Source organism: Nocardia beijingensis NBRC 16342 (assembly GCF_001612785.1).
Lineage (GTDB): Bacteria > Actinomycetota > Actinomycetes > Mycobacteriales > Mycobacteriaceae > Nocardia > Nocardia beijingensis.
In genome coordinates this window covers 67502-89112 of record NZ_BDBC01000039.1, presented here as the reverse complement: position 1 = coordinate 89112, position 21611 = coordinate 67502, and the positions used below count along the sequence as shown (strand labels likewise).

20 protein-coding genes are annotated in these 21611 nt (G+C 71.0%); 14 read left to right on the top strand and 6 right to left on the bottom strand.

Translation table 11 applies throughout. From position 1 onward, the window contains the following. Positions 1 to 3012 (bottom strand): AfsR/SARP family transcriptional regulator (locus tag NB3_RS22215; protein ID WP_084823568.1); only part of this gene is annotated, 3012 nt, incomplete at its 3' end. Positions 3013 to 3310: 298 nt separating this feature from the next. On the opposite strand from NB3_RS22215, the gene NB3_RS22205 reads away from it, so the two are divergent. Both NB3_RS22205 and NB3_RS22200 read left to right on the top strand, forming a co-directional pair. Continuing rightward, positions 3311 to 3898: an NADPH-dependent FMN reductase gene (locus NB3_RS22205; RefSeq protein WP_067806736.1), complete on the top strand. Its 588-nt coding sequence runs from the start codon at positions 3311 to 3313 to the stop codon at positions 3896 to 3898. A 137-nt stretch (positions 3899 to 4035) separates the two neighbouring features. Beyond that, the gene (locus tag NB3_RS22200) at positions 4036 to 4587 is read left to right on the top strand and encodes a dihydrofolate reductase family protein (protein ID WP_067806733.1); all 552 of its coding nucleotides are present in this window, start codon (positions 4036 to 4038) and stop codon (positions 4585 to 4587) included. A 61-nt stretch (positions 4588 to 4648) separates the two neighbouring features. Here the strand turns inward: NB3_RS22200 and NB3_RS22195 are convergent, their stop codons facing one another. Both NB3_RS22195 and NB3_RS22190 read right to left on the bottom strand, forming a co-directional pair. Next, entirely contained in the window at positions 4649 to 4891 is a 243-nt protein-coding gene (locus NB3_RS22195) for a hypothetical protein (protein WP_157111944.1), read from the bottom strand. A gap of 300 nt (positions 4892 to 5191) precedes the next feature. Continuing rightward, positions 5192 to 6166 carry a DUF5996 family protein gene (locus NB3_RS22190; RefSeq protein ID WP_067806728.1) on the bottom strand — a complete coding sequence of 325 codons (975 nt, stop codon included), beginning with the start codon at positions 6164 to 6166 and terminating at the stop codon, positions 5192 to 5194. A gap of 810 nt (positions 6167 to 6976) precedes the next feature. On the opposite strand from NB3_RS22190, the gene NB3_RS22185 reads away from it, so the two are divergent. From NB3_RS22185 to NB3_RS22130, 12 genes are read left to right on the top strand one after another with little or no spacing between them, the layout of a single operon-like run. Then, positions 6977 to 8215 carry an aspartate aminotransferase family protein gene (locus NB3_RS22185; RefSeq protein ID WP_067806725.1) on the top strand — a complete coding sequence of 413 codons (1239 nt, stop codon included), beginning with the start codon at positions 6977 to 6979 and terminating at the stop codon, positions 8213 to 8215. Positions 8216 to 8234: 19 nt separating this feature from the next. Then, entirely contained in the window at positions 8235 to 9278 is a 1044-nt protein-coding gene (locus NB3_RS22180) for an SDR family oxidoreductase (RefSeq protein WP_067806722.1), read from the top strand. After that, entirely contained in the window at positions 9278 to 9736 is a 459-nt protein-coding gene (locus NB3_RS22175; RefSeq protein WP_067806719.1) for an SRPBCC family protein, read from the top strand. The genes NB3_RS22180 and NB3_RS22175 overlap by 1 nt, the downstream gene beginning before the upstream one ends. Then, entirely contained in the window at positions 9733 to 11211 is a 1479-nt protein-coding gene (locus NB3_RS22170) for a class I adenylate-forming enzyme family protein (protein ID WP_067806716.1), read from the top strand. The genes NB3_RS22175 and NB3_RS22170 overlap by 4 nt, the downstream gene beginning before the upstream one ends. Continuing rightward, positions 11211 to 11480 carry an acyl carrier protein gene (locus tag NB3_RS22165; RefSeq protein ID WP_067806714.1) on the top strand — a complete coding sequence of 90 codons (270 nt, stop codon included), beginning with the start codon at positions 11211 to 11213 and terminating at the stop codon, positions 11478 to 11480. Before NB3_RS22170 ends, NB3_RS22165 begins: the two co-directional genes overlap by 1 nt. After that, positions 11464 to 12159 (top strand): dihydrodipicolinate reductase C-terminal domain-containing protein, encoded by a 696-nt coding sequence (locus NB3_RS22160; RefSeq protein ID WP_084823566.1) that lies wholly within the window; start codon positions 11464 to 11466, stop codon positions 12157 to 12159. Before NB3_RS22165 ends, NB3_RS22160 begins: the two co-directional genes overlap by 17 nt. Beyond that, complete coding sequence (locus NB3_RS22155; protein WP_067806709.1) at positions 12156 to 13292, top strand: acyl-CoA dehydrogenase family protein; 1137 nt, start codon at positions 12156 to 12158, stop codon at positions 13290 to 13292. The genes NB3_RS22160 and NB3_RS22155 overlap by 4 nt, the downstream gene beginning before the upstream one ends. Before the next feature lie 7 nt (positions 13293 to 13299). Continuing rightward, positions 13300 to 14010 carry a class II aldolase/adducin family protein gene (locus NB3_RS22150; RefSeq protein ID WP_067806706.1) on the top strand — a complete coding sequence of 237 codons (711 nt, stop codon included), beginning with the start codon at positions 13300 to 13302 and terminating at the stop codon, positions 14008 to 14010. 1 nt (position 14011) lies between these two features. Next, positions 14012 to 15199, top strand: coding sequence for a nitroreductase family protein (locus NB3_RS22145; RefSeq protein ID WP_067806702.1), 1188 nt, complete (start codon positions 14012 to 14014; stop codon positions 15197 to 15199). A 21-nt stretch (positions 15200 to 15220) separates the two neighbouring features. Continuing rightward, on the top strand, positions 15221 to 15835 hold the full coding sequence (locus NB3_RS22140) for a hypothetical protein (protein ID WP_067806699.1): 615 nt from the start codon (positions 15221 to 15223) through the stop codon (positions 15833 to 15835). Further along, the gene (locus tag NB3_RS22135) at positions 15832 to 18024 is read left to right on the top strand and encodes an MMPL family transporter (protein ID WP_084823565.1); all 2193 of its coding nucleotides are present in this window, start codon (positions 15832 to 15834) and stop codon (positions 18022 to 18024) included. The genes NB3_RS22140 and NB3_RS22135 overlap by 4 nt, the downstream gene beginning before the upstream one ends. Beyond that, positions 18021 to 18761 carry an oxygenase MpaB family protein gene (locus NB3_RS22130; RefSeq protein WP_067806696.1) on the top strand — a complete coding sequence of 247 codons (741 nt, stop codon included), beginning with the start codon at positions 18021 to 18023 and terminating at the stop codon, positions 18759 to 18761. The genes NB3_RS22135 and NB3_RS22130 overlap by 4 nt, the downstream gene beginning before the upstream one ends. A 163-nt stretch (positions 18762 to 18924) precedes the next feature. Here the strand turns inward: NB3_RS22130 and lipB are convergent, their stop codons facing one another. The 3 genes from lipB to NB3_RS22115 all read right to left on the bottom strand — a co-directional run bounded on the left by lipB (position 18925) and on the right by NB3_RS22115 (position 21547). After that, entirely contained in the window at positions 18925 to 19560 is a 636-nt protein-coding gene (gene lipB, locus NB3_RS22125; protein WP_067806693.1) for a lipoyl(octanoyl) transferase LipB, read from the bottom strand. A gap of 40 nt (positions 19561 to 19600) precedes the next feature. Beyond that, a complete protein-coding gene (locus NB3_RS35655) occupies positions 19601 to 20053 on the bottom strand; it encodes a hypothetical protein (protein WP_169810734.1) in 453 nt (150 codons plus the stop codon). 207 nt (positions 20054 to 20260) lie between these two features. Further along, positions 20261 to 21547 (bottom strand): PucR family transcriptional regulator, encoded by a 1287-nt coding sequence (locus NB3_RS22115; RefSeq protein WP_244892026.1) that lies wholly within the window; start codon positions 21545 to 21547, stop codon positions 20261 to 20263. Between the last annotated feature and the right edge of the window lie 64 nt (positions 21548 to 21611).

Genomic DNA, 21611 nt, shown 5'->3' with positions numbered 1-21611 from the left:
CTTCCGATCTATCGGCTGGTGCAGCTCGGTCAGCGCCGAAGCCAGCGCGGCCAGCGCGAAGGCGGTGTCGCGCGGTGCGCCGATGCGTTGCGCGCCGTCGAACGCGGTCAGATACAGCTCGAACGCAGCGCCGGGCTCTCCCCGCTGTTCCAGGATGTAGCCCAGCTCGACTTGCAGCATCGGCAGGAACAGCGGAGTCTCCTCGCCCGCGGCCAGCGGGAGCGCCAGCAGCTCACGCAGTATCCGCTCGGCGGTACCGGAGCGGCCGTCGCGCCGCGCGGTGAACGCGAGCACGAGGGCGGCGAACAATCGGCCCGCTTCGTACCCGTGCTCGGCCGCGATGCGCTGTGCCTGCTCGGCGAGCGCCCGTGCCCGGCCGAAGTCGGTGTGCTGCATGGCGATCCAGCCCAGCCAGCACAGATGGGTGCACGCCTGCCCCCACAGCTCCAGCTCCTGCGCCAAGCCGAGCGCTTCGGCGTGGATGGCGGCGGCGGAGGGCAGGTCGCCGGTGAGTTCGGCCAGGCCGCCGAGCCATTCGGCGGCCTGGAGCCTGCCCCAGCGGTCGTCGAGTTCGGCGAACAACCGCGCGGCCGTGCGGGCGTGCCGCTCCAGCGCCGGGAGGTCCACCCGGTTGTGGGCGGACTTGGCCAGCGCCACATGCCCGCAGGCCACTCCCCATCGGTCGCCGAGCTCCGCGCAGACCGGAAGAGCCTTGCGCAGGAGCGTTTCCAGCTCCTGCACGTCACCGGAGTCCAGCGCGGACAATCCGAGGAACAGTTCCGCGCGCGCCCGCCCGGCCGGATCGTCGACCGTGTCGTACACGGCGAACACCGCCGCGCGCTTGGCCGGACCGTCCTCGAAATCGCCTTGCTGGAAAGCGAATCCGACACTCCACGCCAGCGCCCGCGCCCGGTGCCGCGGCGAGCCGCCGAGCGCGAGCGCCGCCTCCAGCCGGCGCCTGGCCTCGGTCGGCCTACCGCGCAACTGCCAGTACCAGGCGAGCGCGTTCACCAGCCGCAGGGCCCGGTCCGCGTCGCCCGCGCGCACGAAACCGTCCAGCGCCGCGCGCAGCTCGGCCGATTCGTCATCCAGCCTGCGCAACCAGCGACGCTGGTCGGCGCCGTACAGCTCGGGCTCGGCGCGCTCGGCCAGCGCCAGGTGATACCGATGGTGCGCCAGGTGCGCCGCGTCGAACTCGCCCGCCTCGGCCAGCCGGTCGAGACTGAACGCGGCCACCGATTCCAGCAGGCGGTAGCGCCGTCCCGCCCGGTGCACCAGCGATCGGTCGACCAGCCTGCCGATGACGTCGGCGACGAGCGAGGCGTCCACCACCGGCTCGGCGCCCGCCGAGCACACCGCTTCCGCCGCAGCCAGGGTGCAGCCGCTCGTATGCACCGCCAGTCTGCGCAGCACGGCTTGCTCGGTCGCGTCCAGCAGTCCCCAGCTCCAGTCGATCATCGCCGCCAGCGTCTGCTGGCGCGGCGGCACGCCGCGATGCCCGGTGGCCAGCAGCTTGAACCGGTCGTCGAGACGGGCGACGATCTCGTGCACGCCCAGCGCGCGCACGCGGGTGGCGGCGAGTTCCAGCGCCAGCGGTATGCCGTCGAGCCTGCGGCACAGCGTCGCGACCGGCGCGGCGGTGCCCGCGTCGAGCACGAAATCGCGGGCGACCGCCCGCGCCCTGGACACGAACAGCCGCACCGCCCCGGCTCGGGCGATCTCATCGAAGGTCGCGTCCCTGGCGGGCACATCGAGGGGTTGCAGCGCGACGATGTCCTCACCGGGCAGGCGCAGCGGTTCGCGACTGGTGGCCAGGATGCGCAGCCGAGGGGCCGCGGCGAGCAGCGCCTCCGCCAGATCGGCGGCGTGATCCACCACGTGCTCGCAGTTGTCCAGCACGAGCAGCAGTTCCTGGTCGGCCAGCGCTTCGCACAGCGACGCGGTGCTGTCGGCGCCGTCGGCGGCGCGGATGCCGAGCACACCGGCCACGGCGTCGGCGAGGAACGTCGCGCCGTCGGTCGTGGTCGGTGGCAGCGTGGCCAGTTCCATCAGCCAGGCGCCGTGGCCGAAGCGGCGGGTCAGCGCCGCCGCGGCGGCGAGCGACAAGCGCGTCTTACCCACGCCGCCGGGCCCGGTGAGCGTGACCAGCCGGGCGTTCTCGACGGCGTCGCACAGCTGCGCGAGGTCGGTGTCGCGGCCGATCAACTCGGTGCGCTGCGCCGGGATGTTGGAGCTGCGCCGCCGGGCGACCACGATCTCCGCGGGCGCGGCGAGCGGCAGATCCTGTGCCAGGATCGCGCGCTGTAGCGCCACCAGGTCCGGGCTCGGGTCGATGCCGAGTTCGTCGGCGAGGCGTCTGCGCAGGTCCTCGTAACCGTCCAGCGCCTCGGCCTGCCTTCCCGAGCCGTACAGCGCGCGCAGGTGCGCCGCGCGCAGCCGCTCACGCAGCGGATGCGCCGTCACGAATCCGGTGAGTTCGCCCGCCACCTCGCGGTACTCGCCGAGCACGAGCCGCGCCTCCGCCAGCTCCTCCACCGCCACCAAGCGCTGCTCTTCGAGCTGCGCGATGGCGGGCTGGGCGAAAGGCGCGTCCCGGAAATCGGCGAACGCGGGCCCGCGCCACAGCGCGACCGCCGCGGCGAGCGCCCGGACCCGCTCGGTGGTGTCGGTCGTCGCCCGCGCGGACGCCACGAGGGCGCGGAACTCCTGCGCGTCGATGGCGGAGGCGATCAGGCGGTACCCGGGCGGCGGTGACACCACCAGGTCCCGGCCGCCGGGTTCGGCGTCCTCCAGCGCCCTGCGCAGTTGCGAGGCCTTCGCCGCCAGCGTGCCCGCCGGATTGCCGGGCGGGTCATCGGTCCAGATGTCGTCGATCAGCCGATCGCCGGACACCGGTTGACCGGGTGTGACCAGCAGGTCGGCCAGCAGCGCCCGCACCTTGGCCCCCGGGATCGGCACGACGGCCCCGGCGTCCGTCCAGACCGTCAACGGACCCAGCACCCCGAAACGCATGGGGGCAGCCTATGCGAGCGGTGGGGGAGGGCGACCGCAAACAAATCGGAAGGTGGCGGGCCCACAGTGAGAAAGCCGTACACCGAACTCGTGGAAGGGAGCCCGACATGTCACTCGTCACGACTACCGCACTTCGGAACGTCCGCGGTGCGGCCTCCACCGCGCGGACGCCTGCCCGCGCGAACGAATCGCGCGGGCCGCAGGACGGAGCGCCCGGCCGGTCGCGACTCGCGGATGACGCGCTCACCGCCGGCCGTCGCGCGGAGCCGAACGCCGGTCCGGCGTCGGAGCACACGCGATGACCGGCCACGGCCGGATACGGGTGGCGCTGATCGTGGGCAGCACCCGGGCAGGCCGTTTCGGCCCGACGGTGGCGGACTGGTTCGCCGGACGGCTCGGCCGCCGCCGCGACATGGACGTGGACCGGATCGATCTCGCCGCGGTCGCGCTGCCCGGACAATTGACCGATCCCGACGAGCCGCCACCGCCCGAGGTCGGCGCGCTCGGTGCGCGGCTGGCCGCCGCAGACGCGTTCCTCCTGGTCATTCCCGAGTACAACCGGAGCTTTCCGGCCGCGGTGAAGCATGCCGTCGACTGGTTCGACGAGGAGTGGGCCGCCAAACCGGTCACGGTCGTGGGATACGGCCGCGACGCCGACGGCGGTCACGCCGCCGCCCAGTTGCGTCCGGTCTTCGGCGAACTGAACGCGGTGCTCATCCGCCGCACCGTCACGATCACCAAGGTCTGGCAGCGTTTCGCGAGCGACGGCGGCTGGCCGCGCCGCGACGCCGAACTCGACGAGGCCACCGACGCCGCGCTCGACCAGCTCATGTGGTGGGCGTGCGCGTTGCGCGAGGCACGGGCCGGAACGCCGTTCGTGCGGTAGAAAGCAACGTCGAGACCGGGTCCGCCCGAAGGTGGTGGACCGACCGTAAACAAACCGTAAGGCGGCAGCGGCAGAGTCGTTGCCGACAGCGGAACCGCCCGCATCCGGCGACCGCATCCGAGGAAAGGACGACACCCATGGGAACCATCGCGGTTCACGAGTTCATCGCTCTCGACGGCGTCTACGAGGACCCGTCGTGGACCTTCGAGTTCGGGTTCGACCCGAAGATGGGGGAGACGCTCGGCGCGATCACCTCGGCGTCGAAGGCGATCTTGCTGGGTCGGTACACCTTCGAGATGTTCGCACCGGCCTGGTCCACCCGCACCGTCGAGGACGACCCCGGCGCGCCGTTCTTCAACGACACGCCCAAGTACGTCGTCGGTGCGCGGGAGCCGCAGGTGGAGTGGGCCAACAGCACCCGTATCGGCGCCTACGACCCGGAGGTCATCCGCAAGCTGAAGGACGAGACCGACGGCGTCGTCTACATCAGCGGCAGCGGCACGCTGGTGCGGGCGCTGCTCGCGGACGGCCTGGTGGACGATCTGCACCTGTTCGTCTACCCGATCGCGCTGGGCAAGGGCAAGCGCCTGTGGAGCGACGGCGTCGACGCGACCAAACTCGCGCTGAAAGAGCACGAGGTCTACGCCAACGGCGTCGTCCATCTCGCCTACGGTCCGGCGCAGGACTGATGGCACGCGGAAGGGCGGCCCTTTCGGGCCGCCCTGGCGATGTGCCGGACGCCGCGTGCAGCTAGCGTCCTCCGGTGCAGTAACCCTCAGGGGTGTACTGGCACGGGCGCTCGTTGCGTCCTTGGTAGCCACCGTGGTTGCTGCTGCGGGCGCGCTCGCCCACGCCGGAACCGCGCTTGTCGGCCGGGTTGTGCGAGTAGCGGTCCGCGGTGGTGGTCACCGTGGGTTCGGGCGAAGCGACCGCCGCCGCAACGACAACCGCCCCACCGATCAGCGCCGAGGCCACCACTCGACGCACTGTCACGCGCTTCCTCGTGTTGTGCATAATGTTCATCCCGTCGATTAACGTGCCGTCATATAACGATACATTGATTGGTGGATCGCTCGACAGTGAATTCCCATTGCTGGGAAGTTCAGGGCCCGGAGACGCCATCCACGCAGGTCAAACGGGGTCGAAGTGGTGCCTCCGACCATCTGACGCGCCTTACCTGAACAACGTGCCGTTGAACAGGTAACTCGACTCTGGCTTTCTCTCGGAGGCGCACGGACTGTCGAGCCGGACCTCGAGCCCCCGCTGGGGCGCCGAGCGGGAGACGAAACCGGATCACTCGCCCGGCGGCCGTGGCATGTCCGTCTCGTGCGCTCGGCGCTTGTGTTTCCATCGCTCCGGGTCGGCCTCCAACGCGGCGCGGTCCCAGTGGCCGAGGTCTGCCGCGGCCGTGTAGGTGGTCTCGAGGAATTCCAGCAGCGCGCGCTCCGGCGACGCCGCGGTGCGAACCGCCTCGTACGGCAGCAGGAACTGGCCGTTGTCCCGGCTGTAGAAGGCTTCTTCCGGGCCGACTCGGTGCTCGGCGAATCCGTCTGGTTCCGGGTACGCGTAGGCGTAGAAGGCGCCCTCGGCCCCGCCGCCGGGCCAGAAGCCGCAGCTGCTCAGTTCGTGCGAATAGCCCTCGACCATGACCCAGTCGCCGCAGTTGGGCGCGCCACCCCGGTGCCGCGGAGCCGTCCGCCCGGAAAATCGGGTGCACGCCAAATCCATCGCACCCCAGAAGAAGTGCACCGGACTCACTTTCCCGATGAAGCGCGCGCGGAACTGGTGCATGACCCGGTCGGCGGCGAGCAGCTGCCGCCAGAACAAGGTCGCGGCCGCGGCGTCGTAGGAACGATGCTCGTAGTCGTCGGCGAACGGGATGGCGGGCTCGACCTCGTTGGGGCTGGCCTGAATTCGCACCGGAATCCCCAGTTCACCGAATGCGGCCAGGGCTTCGCCGTAGAAGTCGGCCACCGGCTTGGGTTCCAGCGCGACCTGCCGGGTCCGGCCGTCGCTGGACCGGATGTGCAGCCGGTGATCGAGAAAGTCGAACTCGGCGTCGAAGCATCCCGCCGGGTGCGCGATGGCGGAGGTGGTCAGGCCCCTCGGGCTGACATAGAAGGTGACCTGCCACCAGTGGTTGACCAGCGGAGCGTGCGCCAGCCTGATCTTGCCGACGATCTGCGTCCACATGTGCAGCGTCTCCCGCGTGGGAGTCCAGTCATCGACGAGCAACGCCGGCCACTGCGTTGTTTCCGTGCCTGTCACCGCCGCACCTCCGTCGTCTCGGGATCATCGGTGCCAGTGCCGCACGCGGACGCCTGCCAAGGCTCGGCGCAGCGCTCTTCCTCCGCACCGTACCCGGTGGGCACGCGCCGGGGATGCCGAAATGCTCAACGGTCGGCAACCGTTTGGCAACACTGCGGGCCTGCCGCAGGGCGGCTCGGTGGACAGACGGAACGGCTCGTGTCCGAGCGAAGTGTCAAGACCGGCGCGGCCAACCGTCATACGCCGATGGCACGGCCGTCAGCGGCGGCGGGACGACCCGCTCGGCCGCCCTGGTTTTCCGGCGGGAATTCGGATCCCACACCATCGCCGCGGCCGCACCGCCGAGCAGAACCACGACGATCGCAACGATCACCACCCACAGCAGTACCACCGCTATTTCTCCAGTCGTCGCGTCCGCTCCATATGGCGCGTTATCCCCAGGCGGACAATTAATTTCGTGATTGCGAGCATTCTTCACAGCTCGTGCGCCGCGCGCGAATCGACGCGCGGATTTCGTGGTCCGCCAGTACTGCGGCTCGTCGAATTTGGGATACGTCCGGTAACGCATAAGGGCGGCTGATCGCGGTGCGGCGCCGGTTCGGCTGCTCCGCGCCGCCGAAGTTGCTGTGACCTGCGGTTGTGGGCCATGCCACAGCCGGTCACAACGGGGCAGCTCCCGGCCTTGATGGTCAATCGTTCAGTGCGTCGGGCGGCTGGTTCGAGTTGACGTTCTGAGAGGCTGAATCTTAGTGTCTCTCATGTCCTCAGGGGGTGTGCGGGGCGCCCTCATCATGACCCGGAAAGTCTTGTATGACAACGGAATTCGTGGTTCTGGAACAAACTCGGAAGCATCTGGGCAGGGCGCGCGCGCAACTGGGCAGCCTGCTCGGCGGACTGGTGGAGCATCGCTCCGAAGGGGCGCGGCTGTGGACCACCGACGGCCGCGAATTCCTCAATTGCGGCGGCTACGGCGTCTTCCTGCTCGGCGCCAGGCACCCGCGGGTGGTGGACGCGGTGACCGAACAACTCGGTCGCCATCCGGTCGGCACCCGCGGCTTGCTCGAAGCCGCGGCGGCGGGCGCGGCGGCGGCGCTGGCCGAGGTCGCCCCGGCCGGGCTGACCAAGGTGTACTTCGCCGGCGCGGGCACCGAGGCCACCGAGGCGGCGCTGAAGATGGCCGCGATCCAGGGACGCACGCGGTTGATCGGCGCGGCGGGCGGCTACCACGGCAAGACCATCGGTTCGCTGTCGCTGACCGCCAACGACACCTACCAGGCGCCGTTCCGCGGTCTGCTGCACGGTGCGGCGCGAGTGCCCTACGGCGACGCGGCCGCGCTGGACGAGGCGCTGGGCCCCGACGGTTCGGACGCGTGTGTGGTGCTCGAGCCGATCCAGGGCGAAGGCGGGGTGATCGTGCCGCCCACCGGATACCTGGCGCGGGTGCAGCGGCTGTGCCGCGAACGCGGCGCGATGCTGGTGCTCGACGAGATCATGACCGGGCTCGGCCGGACCGGTACCTGGTGGCGTGGCGAGATCGAGCAGATCACCCCCGATGTGCTGCTCGTCGGCAAGAGTCTCGGCGGCGGCGTGCTGCCGGTGTCGGCCGCGATCGCCACCGAAGCGGCCTACGCGGCCTTCGACGCCGACTTGTGCCTGCACACCTCCACCTTCTCCGCGGCCCCGCTCGGCATGGCCGCCGCGGCGGCGACGCTGGCGGTGCTGCGGGAAGAGGACCTGGTCGCGGCCTCCGCGCGGATCGGAGACCGGCTGCGTACAGGCCTCACCGAGATCCGTGACCGCACCTGCCCGCGTCAGCTGATCGACATTCGCGGCGCCGGAACGCTTTTCGGCCTGGAATTCGCCGACGCCGGGCTGGCGGGCGAGTTCCTGCTGGAGATGCTCGACGCGCGGGTGATCGTCAACCACTCGCTCAACGCGGGACCGGTGCTGCGTCTGACCCCACCGGCCACGCTGCAGCCACTCGACGAGGCATGGCTGCTCGAGGCCTTCGAGAAAGCATGCGTGCGCCTCGCGGCCCACGCGATCTGACCTTCTGCGAGGAGAAGTAGTGAAGATCTTCGTCACCGGCGGCGCCGGTGTCGTCGGAGTGCCGCTGCTGCGGATGCTCGGCGCCCGGCACGAAGTCGTGGCGCTCACCCACAGCCGCCCCGTCGCGGGCGCCGACGCCGTGGTGCGCGGCGACCTCACCGCACCCGGTCTCGGGCTCGACGCCCGCGGCACCGACATGGTGCTGGACGGACTCGATCTCGTCGTGCACTGCGCGGCGAACGTCGACTTCGCCGCCGGACCCGAGAAACTCCACGCGGTGAACGTCGTCGGCACCCAGCGGGTGCTGGATCTGGCCGCGCGCGCCTCGGCGCGGGTGGTGCACGTGAGCACCGCGTTCGTCGATCTGGATCTGCCGGAGGACATCACCGGCGGTCACGCCACGTTGCGTCCCGGCGAGTATCTCGTGGCCAAACGGGCCGGGGAGGCGGCGGTGCGCGACAGCGGCCTGCCGTACACCATCGTGCGCCCCTCCGCGATCGGCGGACATTCGAAAACCGGCGCGATCACCGAATATCAAGGCGTGCACAGTATCTCGCGTGCGATGCTGCGTGGCTCGGTGCCGCTGTTCCTGTGCACGGCGCAAGCGCGCTACGACCTGGTGCCGTGCGACGTGGTGGCCGGAGTGATCGCGGCCGTGGTCGAGGCGCGGACCGCGCCGGAACTCGCGTGGGCGACCATCGGCCCCGCCGCGATCACCGCGCAGCGCCTGCTGGAGATCTTCGACGAGACCGCCGCGGAGTACGGCCTGCCGCACCGCAGTCCACGCCGCGTCGATCCCGAGATCTTCCAGCGTCTGCTCAAACCGGCCTTCTTCGACGATCTGCGACCCTCCGAGAAGACGAAAATGGCGAATTTGATGACCACTCTGGCCGCGCTGTTCCAGCCCGAGCCGATGCCGACCTCGCTGGGCGCGCTTCCCGGTGCGCCGCAGGCCTATTCGGTGGCCGAAGCCGAAGAGGTCATGCGGACCACCTACCGCACCGTGATCGCCCGCGAGAACCTGGCCGAGACCGCGCCCGAGCGCAGCGAGGTGATGGTCTGATGGCCGAGCGTTCCGTGGCCGTGCGGGCGACCGTGCGCGACATCGATCCCGACGTGGTGTTCGCGCGCCTGCGTGACTTCCCTTCCTATGCCCAGCACGCCGACGTCGTCCGCGACATCACCCTCGACGTCGACCCGCACGGCGCCCAGGTCAGCAGCTGGTCGGTGTGGTTCCGCAACGGGCTGCTGCAGTGGACCGAGCGCGACGTGGTCGACGACGTCGCCCGCACCTTGTCGTTCGAGCAGATCACCGGTGATCTCGCGCGTTTCGACGGCGCGTGGCGAGTGACGCCGCAGGACGACGCGGTGACGGTGCGGTTCGACGCCGTCGTCGACCTCGGCATCCCGTCACTGGCCGACATGCTCGATCCATTGGCCGAACGGGCGTTGCGCACCAACACCACCGAGATCCTGCGGGGCTTGTTCGGGCCGGACATCGAATTCGGCGGACCGGCATGAGCGCGGACGCGCGCCCGACCCGGATCTACGAGGCCCTGGTCGCCGCGATGGACGCCGCACCCGACGCCAGGGTGCTCACCCTGCGGGAGACGCGCACGTTCGCCGGACTGCGCGCGGACGCCGAGCGCCGAGCCGATCTCCTGGACGCGGTCGCGCCGCGCGGCGGCAGCCGGATCCTGCTTGCCCTGGCCAATCATCCGGACTACATCGCCACCCTGCTGGCCGTGTGGTCGCGGGCGGACCTGCCGATCCTGGCGGACCCGAGCCTGGGGCGGGCCGAGATCGACACGCTGGTGCGCGGTTGCGGCATCGATGCCGTCGTCCACGCGCCGACCGGCGACGACTCCGCCGGGGTGGTCGCACTCGACGATCGCTCGGTGGCGGAGGCGACCGGTTGCACCGGTGCGCGTCCCGCCCTGGCCGCCGACACCGAGCTGGGGCGGCTGACCTCCGGTTCGACCCGCGCTCCCGCTTGCATCGAGTTCTCCGCCCGCGCCGTGCTCGACGCGGCGGGGACGTGGGCGGGCGCGGCGCGGCTGACCCGCGACGATCTGAGCCTGTGCTTCGCGGGCTGCTACAACGGCCTCGCGTTCAACACCACACTGATGCCGAGCCTGCTCACCGGCGCGAGCCTGGCCCTGCCGGGCGGGATGCCGAGCGGCGGCGCGATCATGCGCCACGTCACGGCGCTGCGCCCGAGCATCCTGGTGGCGTTCCCCGCCGCCTACGAACGGTTCACCGACTACACCGCCGCGGCGCTGCCGGAAGAAACCCGGGAAGCGTTGCGCGGCATCCGATTGCGGTTGTCGTCGGCGGCGCCGCTGTCGGCGTCGGTCGCGGCGCACGTGGCGGCGCTGTCGGGGCCGATCTCGGATTACTACGGCATCGCCGAGACCGGGCCCGTCACCTTCGCCGACGGCACCCGGCCGGAGGGCAACGGCATGCTCCTGCCCGGGGTGAGCGTCGAATCCAGGCCCGGCGCCGACGGTGTCGAGGTGCTGCACGTGCGCACGGCGTCGATGGGCACCCGGTACCTGAACTATCCGGGAGAATTCGAGCGCGCGATCGCCGCCGACGGCAGCTACGTCACCTCCGACACGGGCTCCGTGACCGGCGGCGAGCTGTTCCTCGGCGGCCGGGCCCAGCCGGTGCTGAACATCGGCGGACGCAAATTCACCGTCGAATCGGTCAGCGACGCCATCGCCGCGCACCCCGACGTCACCGATTGCCGGGTGCTGGCCCTGACGACGCCCACCGGCCGCGACTGCGTCGGCGCCGCCGTGCAGACCCGCGCGCCGCTCGACGCGGCGAAGCTGCGTGGGTTCCTGCGCGAACGCCTCGCCGACTACAAGGTGCCCGAGGTGCTCGTCACGGTGCGGGAACTGCCCCGCGGCGCCACCGGCAAGGTCAAGGCCGCGGCGGTGCGCGAGCTGCTCATGCACACATTCCAGCAACCGGTCACGGGAGGCCGCTGATGTCCGACGTAGTGCAGGATTCGCTCACGAGTGCGGTCGCCGATCTGGTGGCGACCGCGACCGACGGCACGCTCGACGCCGACAGCGCGCAGCGCTCCGAGCAGACCTTCGCCGAAGCGGGGATGACCTCGCTGTCGTTCCTGCGATTGGTGGACGCGCTGGAGATCCGCTACGGCGTGGAGATCGACCTGGAGAACGACCTCGACCACCTGCGCACGGTCGCCGCGATCGTGGCCTATCTGAGGAACCAGGGTGTCGGGGACGCCTGATCGTCCGGTGGCGGTGATCGGCGCGACCGGCCGCCTCGGCCGGGCCGTGGTCGCCGCGTGCGAGCGAGCCGGGGTGCCGGTGGTGACCACCGCGCGCTCCGCCGGGTGGACGGTCGGCGAAACAGCGCCGGGTGTGGTGATCGACGCCAGCAGGCCGGCGGCGCTCGACGCGGTGGCCGGGTACTGCGCGCGGACCGGGGCGGCGTTGCTGTCGTGCGTGTCGGGTCGGCCCGGTAGCGCGGAGGACACGCTTTCCGTTCTAGCGCAACGGGTTCCGGTCATGATCGCCGCGAATCTCAGCCCGTTGCACTGGGTGCAGGCGCGGGCGGTGGAACTCGCGGCTCGTTTGGCCGTCGCGCTGGTCCCGGACGCCGAGTTCACCGTCCTGGACCGCCATCCCACCACCAAGCTCGACGCGCCATCGGCGACCGCGACCAACCTGGCCGCTCTGCTGCCGGACGACGCGGCGGTGCTCGTGCAGCGCTACGGCATGCCGGTCAGCGACCACCACGTGGTGATCGCGTCGGCCGGGGAGAGCTGGGAACTGAGCCACCGTGTCCGCGACCTGGGCGGGCCCGCCACCGCGGCGCTCGGTTTGGCGGCGTGGCTCGAGCAAGCGAGCCCCGGCCGGTACACGGCGGCCGAGGCGTTCGCCGAACTCGCGGGAGTGCCGGCATGAGCGGGGCGGCCGCGGAGCTGCTCGGAGCCACCTCCGAGCCGTCGGCGCAGGACGCGGAACCGCTGCGCGATCTGCTCGGCGGCTGCGCCGAGATGGTGGACGAGTACGAGCGCGCGGGCCGGTTCCCGGCGGAACTGTTCCGCCGGGTCATGGCGACCGGCTTGGCCGAGCCGGTGATCGCGGGACGCGCGGGCGCGGTGCGCGCGTTCTGCGCGAACGTGGAGGTCGTCGCCGAGAACTGGCTCGCCCTAGCCGAATCGGTGCATCTGCAAACGCTCGTCGCCCTCACCCTGGCCAGGCACGCGCGACCGCGAGTGCGGGACGAGCTGGTGTCCGCGCTGACCGAAGGCCGGATGCTCGGCGCCAACTGCGTGAGCGAAGCCGCGGCCGGATCGGACATGTCCGCCATCGAGTTGCGCGCCGAACGTACCGGCGACGAATTCCGCTTGCACGGCACGAAGACCTGGGCCGGGCATGCTCCGGTGGCGGGCGTGTTCATCGTGTACGCGCGCACCAGCGACGCCGGACTCGGCGGCTTGACCTGCTTCGCCGTCGACGCCGCCGCCGAGGGCGTCACCGTCGCGCCCGCGGCGCGCAAGCACAGCGCCGCCGCGCTGCCCAGCGCCGACGTCGTCTTCGACGGGGTGGCGGTGCCCGTCGAACGCGTGCTCGGCCGGGTGAACCGCGGCGCGCGGGTGGCCGACGACATGTTCACCCAAGGCCGGGTCGGCTTGGCGGCGTGCGCGGTGGGGCTCGCCGCCGCGGCGCTGCGGCGCGCGACCGCCTACGCGAAGTCGCGTATCCAGTTCGGCGTGCCGATCATCCGGCATCAGGCCGTCGGTCATCTGCTCGCCGACATGTCCACCCAGCTCGCCGCCGCCCGCCAGCTGCTGCACCGCGCCTGCGCGGAGATCGACGCGGGCGGACCCGAGGCCGGGCTGCTCGCCGCCCAGGCGAAACTCTTCGCCACCGACACCGCCATGCGAGTGACCACCGACGCCGTGCAGGTCCTCGGCGCCTCGGCCTACTTACCGGGCGAGGCGGCGGAGCGGTGGATGCGGGAAGCGAAACTCCTGCAGATCATCCAGGGCACCAATCAGATCCAGCGCAACGCCATCGCGGCACGACTGTGAGGACGCTATGACTTCCCCGTTGGTGATCCAAGCGGCGATCGGTGCGCGAGCACTGTCGTCCGGCGGGCACGACGACTTCAACCAGGGACAGATCTCGGTCCGCAGGCCGGGTCAGGACCGCTTCGCCATCAAGGGCGCGCTGGTCGGTTTCGACGAGGCCACCCCCGCCGATTTCGTCGACGCGGCGGTGGACGCGGCCGAGCCGCCGGACGCGCAGGCGCCTCCCGAACTCCCGTTGCACCAAGCGATCTACGCCGCCCGCCCGGACGTCGCGGGCATCGTGCACAGTCACGCCCCGGCGAGCCTGGTCTTCGGCGCGCTCGACGCCGAGCTGGCGCCGCTCAGCCATGAGGGCGCGCTGCTCGGCGGCGAAGTGCACCGGTTCCACGACACCAGCAACACCGTGCTCACCCTCGACGTCGGCGAGGCGATCGCCAAGACCCTGGCCGACGGGGTCGGGGTGTTCCTGGTCAACCACGGCAGCGTGGTGGTCGGTCGCAGCGTGCGCCACGCGGTGGTGTTCGCGCTGATGCTAGAGCGCGCCTGCCGGCTCCAGCTCGACGCGCTGGCCAGCGGACGGCCGTTCTCGATCTCCAATCCCCTCGACGTCGCCGCCAAGCGCGACTACATCTTCGCCGACCTCTCGGTGCGCTCCTACTGGGAACACACCCGCAGGCGGGTGCGCCGCGCGCACCCGGAGACCGCGGAATGGAGCTGACGTGCGGATAGCCGGAGCCGCCCTGGCCTGGGGCGATGTGATCCATCCTCCGCTGCCGCAGACCGTCGGCATCGAACCGCTCACCGGTCCGGTGGCGGGCGCGGTCGGTCATGTGGACCGGTTGATCGGCCGCCGCCGCGACGGTCGGTCGCGGTTCGTGCCTTCGGCCGGAGCGACGTACCCGTACGAGATCCTCTTGGTGGAACCGGAATCCGGCGCGATCGCGCTGCTCGACCCCGCTCGCAAGCAGTTGGTGGTGCGCGCGGACACCGAGTTCGGCACCGACGCCGAGGACTATCTGTGCCTGTTGGTCGGGCGGCCCTGGCTGTCCATGCGCAAATACGGCGCCCGCGGTTATCTCTACCATCTCATCGACGCCGGTCACGCCCTGTTCTCCTTGGCGCTGCTGGACCGAGACGACAGTGCGGCCGATCGCTTCGCCGACGGGCTGCCCGGCACCGGGGCGGGCGGCGTCGCGGGTGACGTGCTCGCCGCCGGACTGGTCCGTGCCTTCGTGCCGCACGACGGGGAAGCCGACGGCTGGCGGTTGGTCTCCACCTCCAAGCCCCGAGTGCAGATGGGCCGCAACGAATTCGAGCAGTGGGCCGATCGCCTGCGGCCGCCTGGACCACCGCGGCCGGTGTTCTTCGACCGTGCGGGCGAGTTGCCCGGCAATCTGGCCCGGTTCATCCCGATCCGCCGCTCGGCCGCGGCCTTCGGCACCGCCACACCGCCCGGCTACGACCTCGACGCCGTGGTCGCGAGCGCCCGCGAGATCGCCGCGATCGCGCTGAGCCGCCTGGGATTGCCGATGCCGACGATGCACCCGGTCGGGCGAGCGCGCGGCGGAACGGCACTGCCGCCCGGTGACCTGCTGACCGGCTTGGCCGGACAGGAGCACCTGCTCGGCGCGGAGGCGTTCGTCGTCTTCAGCGCCCCCGCCGGCGAGGACGACTCGACCATCGACGCCGACCGGCAAGCGCTGCTGCTCGGCACCGGAGTCGTCGGACAGGTGCTCTACCTCCTCGCCGCCCGGCACGGAGCGGGCGTCACCGGGGTCGGGGGACTGGCTCCCGAGTACTGGAACCGCGCGCTGCCCGCGGGCAGGCAGACGTTGTATTTGACCGCCCTCGGCCGACCTGCGGGCGGGGAGAAGTTCGACGCCCTCTACCAGGGCGCCCACGGGTGAACCGTGAGCAGAAAGGCTGAGATGACCACCGTGACGATGCCGTCGAACGTCGCCAGGCACCAGCGGGCCGCCGCCGCCCGGGTACTGGCCGACGCCTTCACCGACGACGCGATCTGGCAGGACGTGCGCCCGAAGCGGCCCGCCCGCGCGGCGAAGGCGCTGTACTGGTTCTTCCGCGGCGAGGTGGAGATCTGCGCGCGCCTCGGCGGGTATCTACAGGCCACGTTCGACGCCGACCAGTCGCCCTCGGCCGTGCTCATCGCCTACGAGCGCACCGGACCCCGGTTCCCGCTGTGGGTCTGGCTGCTGCGGTTGCCCGCCATCGTGCTGCTCGGCCTGCCGCGCACCGTGCTGATGGCGACCATGTTGTCCAAGGTGGAGGCCGCGCACCCCACCGAACCGCACTTCTACTTCTGGTACGTCGGCGCGCGAACGCTCGGCGGCGGCGCGGCGCTGCTCAAGCGCGTCATGCGGGTGGCGCGGGCCAAGGGCCTGCCCGGCTACGGCGAAGCCAAGTCCTCGGACGTGGTCCAGATGTGCGAGATATTGGGCTGGCAGTCGCATCCGCCGATCGAGATCGGAGCCGGGCACAAGGTCACTCCCGTGTGGTGGCTGCCCGCCGTGGAGGGGAAATGACGACTTCCGCCGACACCGACACCGCCGCGGGCGCGACCGGAGTGATCGCCCGCGTCGCCGAGATCTGCGCGCGGGCACCGAAAGTGGTCCTCGTCGTCGCGGGCGTCGCCTTTCTCGTCTTCGGTTCGCTGGGCGGGCTGGTGACCGACCGGCTGACTTCAGGCGGGTTCGTCGACCCGGGCGCCGAATCCGCGCACGCCGCCGATGTGCTGGCCGCCGAGCACGGCGTCTCGCCCATGCAACTGATCTTCGCCGTGGACGCACCCAGCGGCGCGGACTCGCCCGCGGGGCGCGCCGCCGCCGAACGGATCGTCAGCGATCTGCGTCAGGACGACCGGGTGAGCACCGTGACGTCGTGGCTGGAGCCCACCGGCGCGGCTCTGGTCAGCCGGGACCACCGCACCGGTCTGGTGATCGCGGGCCTGGACGGCGACGACGACACCGCCCAGCGCGCCGCGCACGACCTCGCCGATCGCCACACCGGCGACCGGGAGGGCGTCGCCGTGCTCGCGGGCGGACAGGCGATGGCGTTCGAGGAGATCAACGCCGTCGCTTCGCGCGACCTCGTGCTCGCCGAGGCGATCGCCGTGCCGCTGACCTTCCTGCTGCTGGTGCTGTTCCTGCGCAGCGTGATCGCCGCCGCCGTGCCGGTGGTGGTCGGCGTGCTCGCGATCGTCGGCACCACCGCGGTGCTGTTCGCGCTCACCTTTCTCACCGAGTTGTCGATCTTCGCGCTCAACACCACCACCGCCCTCGGCCTGGCGCTGGCGATCGACTACTCGCTGCTGCTGATCGGCCGCTACCGGGAGGAGATCAGCCGCGGCCTGCCGCACGAACAGGCGTTGTCCTCGGCCATGCGCCACGGCGGGCGGGCGGTGGTGTTCTCCGGCGTCATCGTCGGCACCGCCCTGGTCGGCCTGTGGTTCTTCCCGATGGCCTTCTTGCGCTCCATCGGCTACGCGGGCGTCGCCGTCGTCGTCCTGTCCATCCTGCTGGCGCTCACCTGCGTGCCCGCGCTGCTGGCCCTGTTCGGCCCCCGCATGAATCGCAAGCCCCCGCGCGAGGCCGTTCCCGCCGAGAGCACGCGGCTCTACCGGGTGGCGCGCGCGGTGCAGCGGCGTCCGCTGCTGGCCGCGCTGCCGGTGCTCGCGCTGTTGCTGCTGGCCGGATCGCCGGTGCTCGACCTGCGAGTCGGCCTGCCCGACGATCGGGTGCTCGCCACCGACGCGCAGTCGAGGCAGGTCGGCGACCGCATCCGGGACGGGTTCGACCAGAACATCACCGGCACCGTGCACATCGTGGTCACCGGGGCGCGGGCCGAGCGGCTCGGTGAGTACGCGGCGGGCTTGTCCCGGGTCGCCGGCGTCACCGCGGTGAGCGGTCCCGCCGGGGTCTACGTGGCGGGTTCGGCGGCGGGCCCGGCCGATGGACGAGCCGGGTCCGACGGTTCCACGCACCTGACCGTCGCGACGGCGCTGAACCCGTATTCCGACGAGGGCCGCGACCAGCTCGACGCGATCCGCGCCGTCGACGCGCCCGGCGACGTCCTCGTCGGCGGACTGGCGCAGCAGACCGCCGACACCTCGGCGGGCATCTCCCGCGGTTTCGTCGTCGCGTTGCCGTGGATCGTCGTGACCACCGCGCTGCTGCTGTTCCTGCTCACCGGCAGCATCGTTCTGCCGCTGAAAGCCCTTGTGCTGAATACTCTTTCGCTGAGCGCCACGTTCGGCGCACTGGTGTGGGTCTTCCAGGAGGGTCATCTCGCCTGCCTCGGCACGACCGCCACCGGTTACACCGTCGCCACCGTCCCGGTGCTGCTGTTCTGCGTGGCCTTCGGCCTGTCGATGGACTACGAGGTGTTCCTGCTCTCCCGCTTCACGGAGGAATGGGAACGTTCTCCGGGTACCCGCGCCGACGCCGACACCGCCGTGGCCGTCGGCCTCGCCCGCTCCGGCCGGGTGGTCACGGCCGCCGCGCTGCTGATGGCCGTGGTGTTCGTCGGCATCGCGACGAGCGAAGTGTCGATCATGCGCGCCCTTGGCGTCGGCTTGGCCCTGGCCGTGGTCCTCGACGCCGCGCTCGTGCGCACCATCCTGGTCCCCGCCGCCATGCGGATAGCGGGCACCGCGAACTGGTGGGCGCCTCGACTGCTGGCGCCGGTCGTGGCGCGGGTAAGGCTGCGGGAATGAAATCCGCTCCGCTCGAACGGGATTCGCTTCTCGGGCGGTATCTCGGCGATCGCCGCTTCGCCCTGAGCCTGCCGCGTGCGGTCGGGTTGCAGATCCTGCACCCGTCCGTCGCGGCGGCCATCGTCGCACACGCGCCGAGCAGCCTGTGGGCGCACAAGAAACGCACCGTGTCGCGCATGATCTATCTGGCGTACACGCTGTGCGATCCGCATCCGGCGATTCTGTACGGGCACGGAGTGGTGCACGGCGTGGACAGCCGGGGCAGACGCTACAGCGGCCTGACCCCCGAGCTGTTCTTCTTCCAGCACGCCACCTATGTCGACACGCTCTACACGGCGATCGAAACCTTCGACCGCCCACTGACTCTCGACGAGAAGGAGACGCTCTACGCCGAATGCTGTGAGTGGTACCGGCGCTACGGCATCTCGGCGCGGCACATGCCGCGAACCTGGGCGGATTTCGACGACTATCTGAAATCGGTGTGCGCCACCGAACTCGCCGTCACCCCGCACGGCGACAAGCTCGCCCCGGAACTGCTGCGCCCCGACACCTGGGTTCCCCGCGCGCTCCCGGATTTCGCGGTCCGCACACTGCTGCACCAGCGAACCCGCGAGCTGCTGAACATCCCGCTACGACCGACCGATCGAGCCGCCACCGCCGCCTACGCCACCGTCGTGAAGAGGGGCATGCGCACCTTGACACCGCGAGCCCGGCTGATCCCCGCTGCCCGCGCCTGAGGGGTGTCTGCCCGCAGGTGTACGCACACGTGCGGTCAGCGGTCGCCGCGCCCTCGACACCGCGGCCCGGCTGATCCCCGTGGCCTGCGCCTGAGGGGTGTCTGCCCGCGGGCACACGCACATGTGCGGTCAGCGGGTCGCCGCGCAGTGGATGCGGGCCGGTTCAGCTCGCTTCGAAAGCGGTGGCGACGATCGAGCGCACATGCTCCATGGTGGTCGCGCCGGATTCGCGCGCCACGGAGGTCATGTCGACGTCGGGGAGCCCGCAGGCGACGGCCCAGCGCCAGGGCTCGAGGTCGCCGTTCACGTTGAGGGCGAAGCCGTGACTGGTGATCCCTCGGCTCTGGCGCATGCCGATGGAGACGATCTTGCGGCCGGTGTCGCGGGTCCACACGCCGGTGAGCAGTGCGGAGCCGGGCGGAGTGTCGCGGCGTTCGGCGGGAACGCCCAACCGGCCGAGCGCCTCGATCAGGCGGTACTCGACCTCACGGATGTAGTCCACCACCCCTTCGCCTGCGTCGAGCCGGACGACGAGATAGCCGACCAGCTGGCCGGGCCCGTGATAGGTGAGCTGGCCCCCGCGGGTGGTCTGCACGACCGGGATGTCGTGGGCGGGGTCGGGCAGGTGCTCTCGGGGCGTCTTCCGCCCGATGGTGTAGACCGGCGGATGGCTCAGCAGCCACAGGGTGTCCGGCCGCTCGCCGCTGTGGCGCCGGTCGACCAGTTCTCCCATCCGTTCCATGGCCTTGTCGTAGTCGACGAGGTCGTCCTGGATCAAAGTCAAGGGCCGGGATCGCATGCTCCGACGATATCGCTGCCCGCGACGCGCCGGAGGGCGGCTAGGACGTGGCGACCCGGCGGGCGCGCCGACGCTCGAGGGCGAGCGGAAGCACCAGCATGTACAGGCCGGAGAACAGCAGCAGAGCGAGCGGCACCAGCGGCAGGTAGGACACCCAGACGACCGGCTCCTCCTGCGCCAGAGCGACGAAGGTGGCGAGCACGGTCACGACGAAGCCGATGCCCGACCAGCGATGCAGCTGCCGGACCCGCGGCGCGGGCACGACCTGTCGCGACGCGGTGTTCCCGGCAGCCCGGCCGCGCCGCCTGGCCGCCCACGACGACCCGAAGACGCCGAGACCGGAGAAGAGCAGCAAGGCGAGCGGGGGCAGCGGCACGTAGGAGAACCACACGGGGCCCCGCAATGCCAAGGCGACCACGGTGACGACGACGCTCGCCGTGAAGATGACGGCCAGCCACCGGTGCGCCCGCCGTACCCGTCTGTCCCAGTTCATTCGTCCTCCTCGGTGTCCGAACGGCTCGCGTCCAACGTAGCGGTAGCCCGCTGACCAGCGCTTCTCGATTCCTGATCGGTTCTCGACCGCGCGGGACGGAGCGGACCACCCCTGCGGGAATCAGCGTCACCGCCCTGGGTCGGCAGGTGGGATCGCGCCTATACCGTCCGGCTGTCACCGAACGGCGCGGCCCGTTGTCCGGTGGTGTCACGCCGGATCGGGTCGCCGTATCGCCGGTCCGTACCACTGGCAGATGAGCAGTGCGAGCTCGACGTCGAGCCGGTCGTCGCCGATGGGCCTGCCGCGTCGCGAAATCGCGCGCCCCACGCGGTATTTCACCGAATTGGAGTGGAGGTCGAGCTCCGCGGAGGCGGCTTTGTAACTCGATCCGGTGCGCAGGAAGACCCGCAGTGTGTCGCGCAGCCGCGCGTCGTTGTCGGTATCGGAGGCCAGGTCGCCCAGCACGTCGACGACCCACTCCCGGACTTCGGCGGTGCTGCCGTCGAGCAGCGCCGCCACCGACAATCCCGGGTCGTCGGCCGCGACCACGCGGTGTCCGGCGTCTCCCCGCGCGAGCGCGACCGAACGCGCGTCCTGGGCCAGGCGATGAGATCGGCGGAACCCCGACAGGCCGGGCGCCATGGTGCCGATCGCCACGCTCGGGGCGTCGCTTCGCGCGGTCGCGAAACCACGGATCTCGGCGACGGCTTCGGGCCGCGCCGAACGGTAGGGCAGCCACGCGCAGCCGCTGAGCTGATCGTCGGGGACGAACAGCGGGCGCGCGGAGGTCGCCGCCGTCTCGGCCGACCCACGGACGAACCGTTGCAGCTCGCCGAGTTCGTCACCGTGGGATTGCGCGCCGGGATACCAGACGACGAGCGCCAAGTGATGCCAGCGCAGTGGATAACTGATCTGCTCGGTGGCGCTGTCGACGTCGACCGGCTTCTTGCCCGTCAGCAGCTCGCGCACACCCAGCGCGCGCACACTGTTGCGGGTGTCCAACCACTGCTCGCGCTCACCTTCATAGACCGCGACCACTTGCTGGATCATCTGGTCGAGATACCGGAACAGCCTGGTGGCGATGGCTTGGCCCACGAGGAACCGATCGGCAGGCGCCACGTCGGCGGCTTGCAGTTCGGCGAACACCAGCTCGGTCGCCCGCCGCTGTCCGAGGTGATAGGCGCGCACCAGGGTATTGAGCGGGACGCCGCGCCGGGCCAGCCGCCTGGTGTACTCGGTCGCGGCCGAGGGCAGGTGGGTGCGTGCGACGGGAATGTCGTGGCGCAGCGCGTGCAGCATGGTGTCGACATTGCCCTGCACACTGGCCCCCATCAGCTCCACGGTGTGGACATCCGCGCGCAGCTCGGGTATCTCTCCCTCGAGCGCGCTATGGATGCTCGCGCTGATCTCCCGCACCCGCTCGTTCATGCGGTCGGTGATCATCGCGACACAACGGTCGATGTCGGCTTCACCGTTGCGACGAGAACTCGTCACCAGCCGATCGTATTACTCGGCCGCGACCGCGGCGGCGGATGTTGTCTTCCGGCGACAAGGCGGG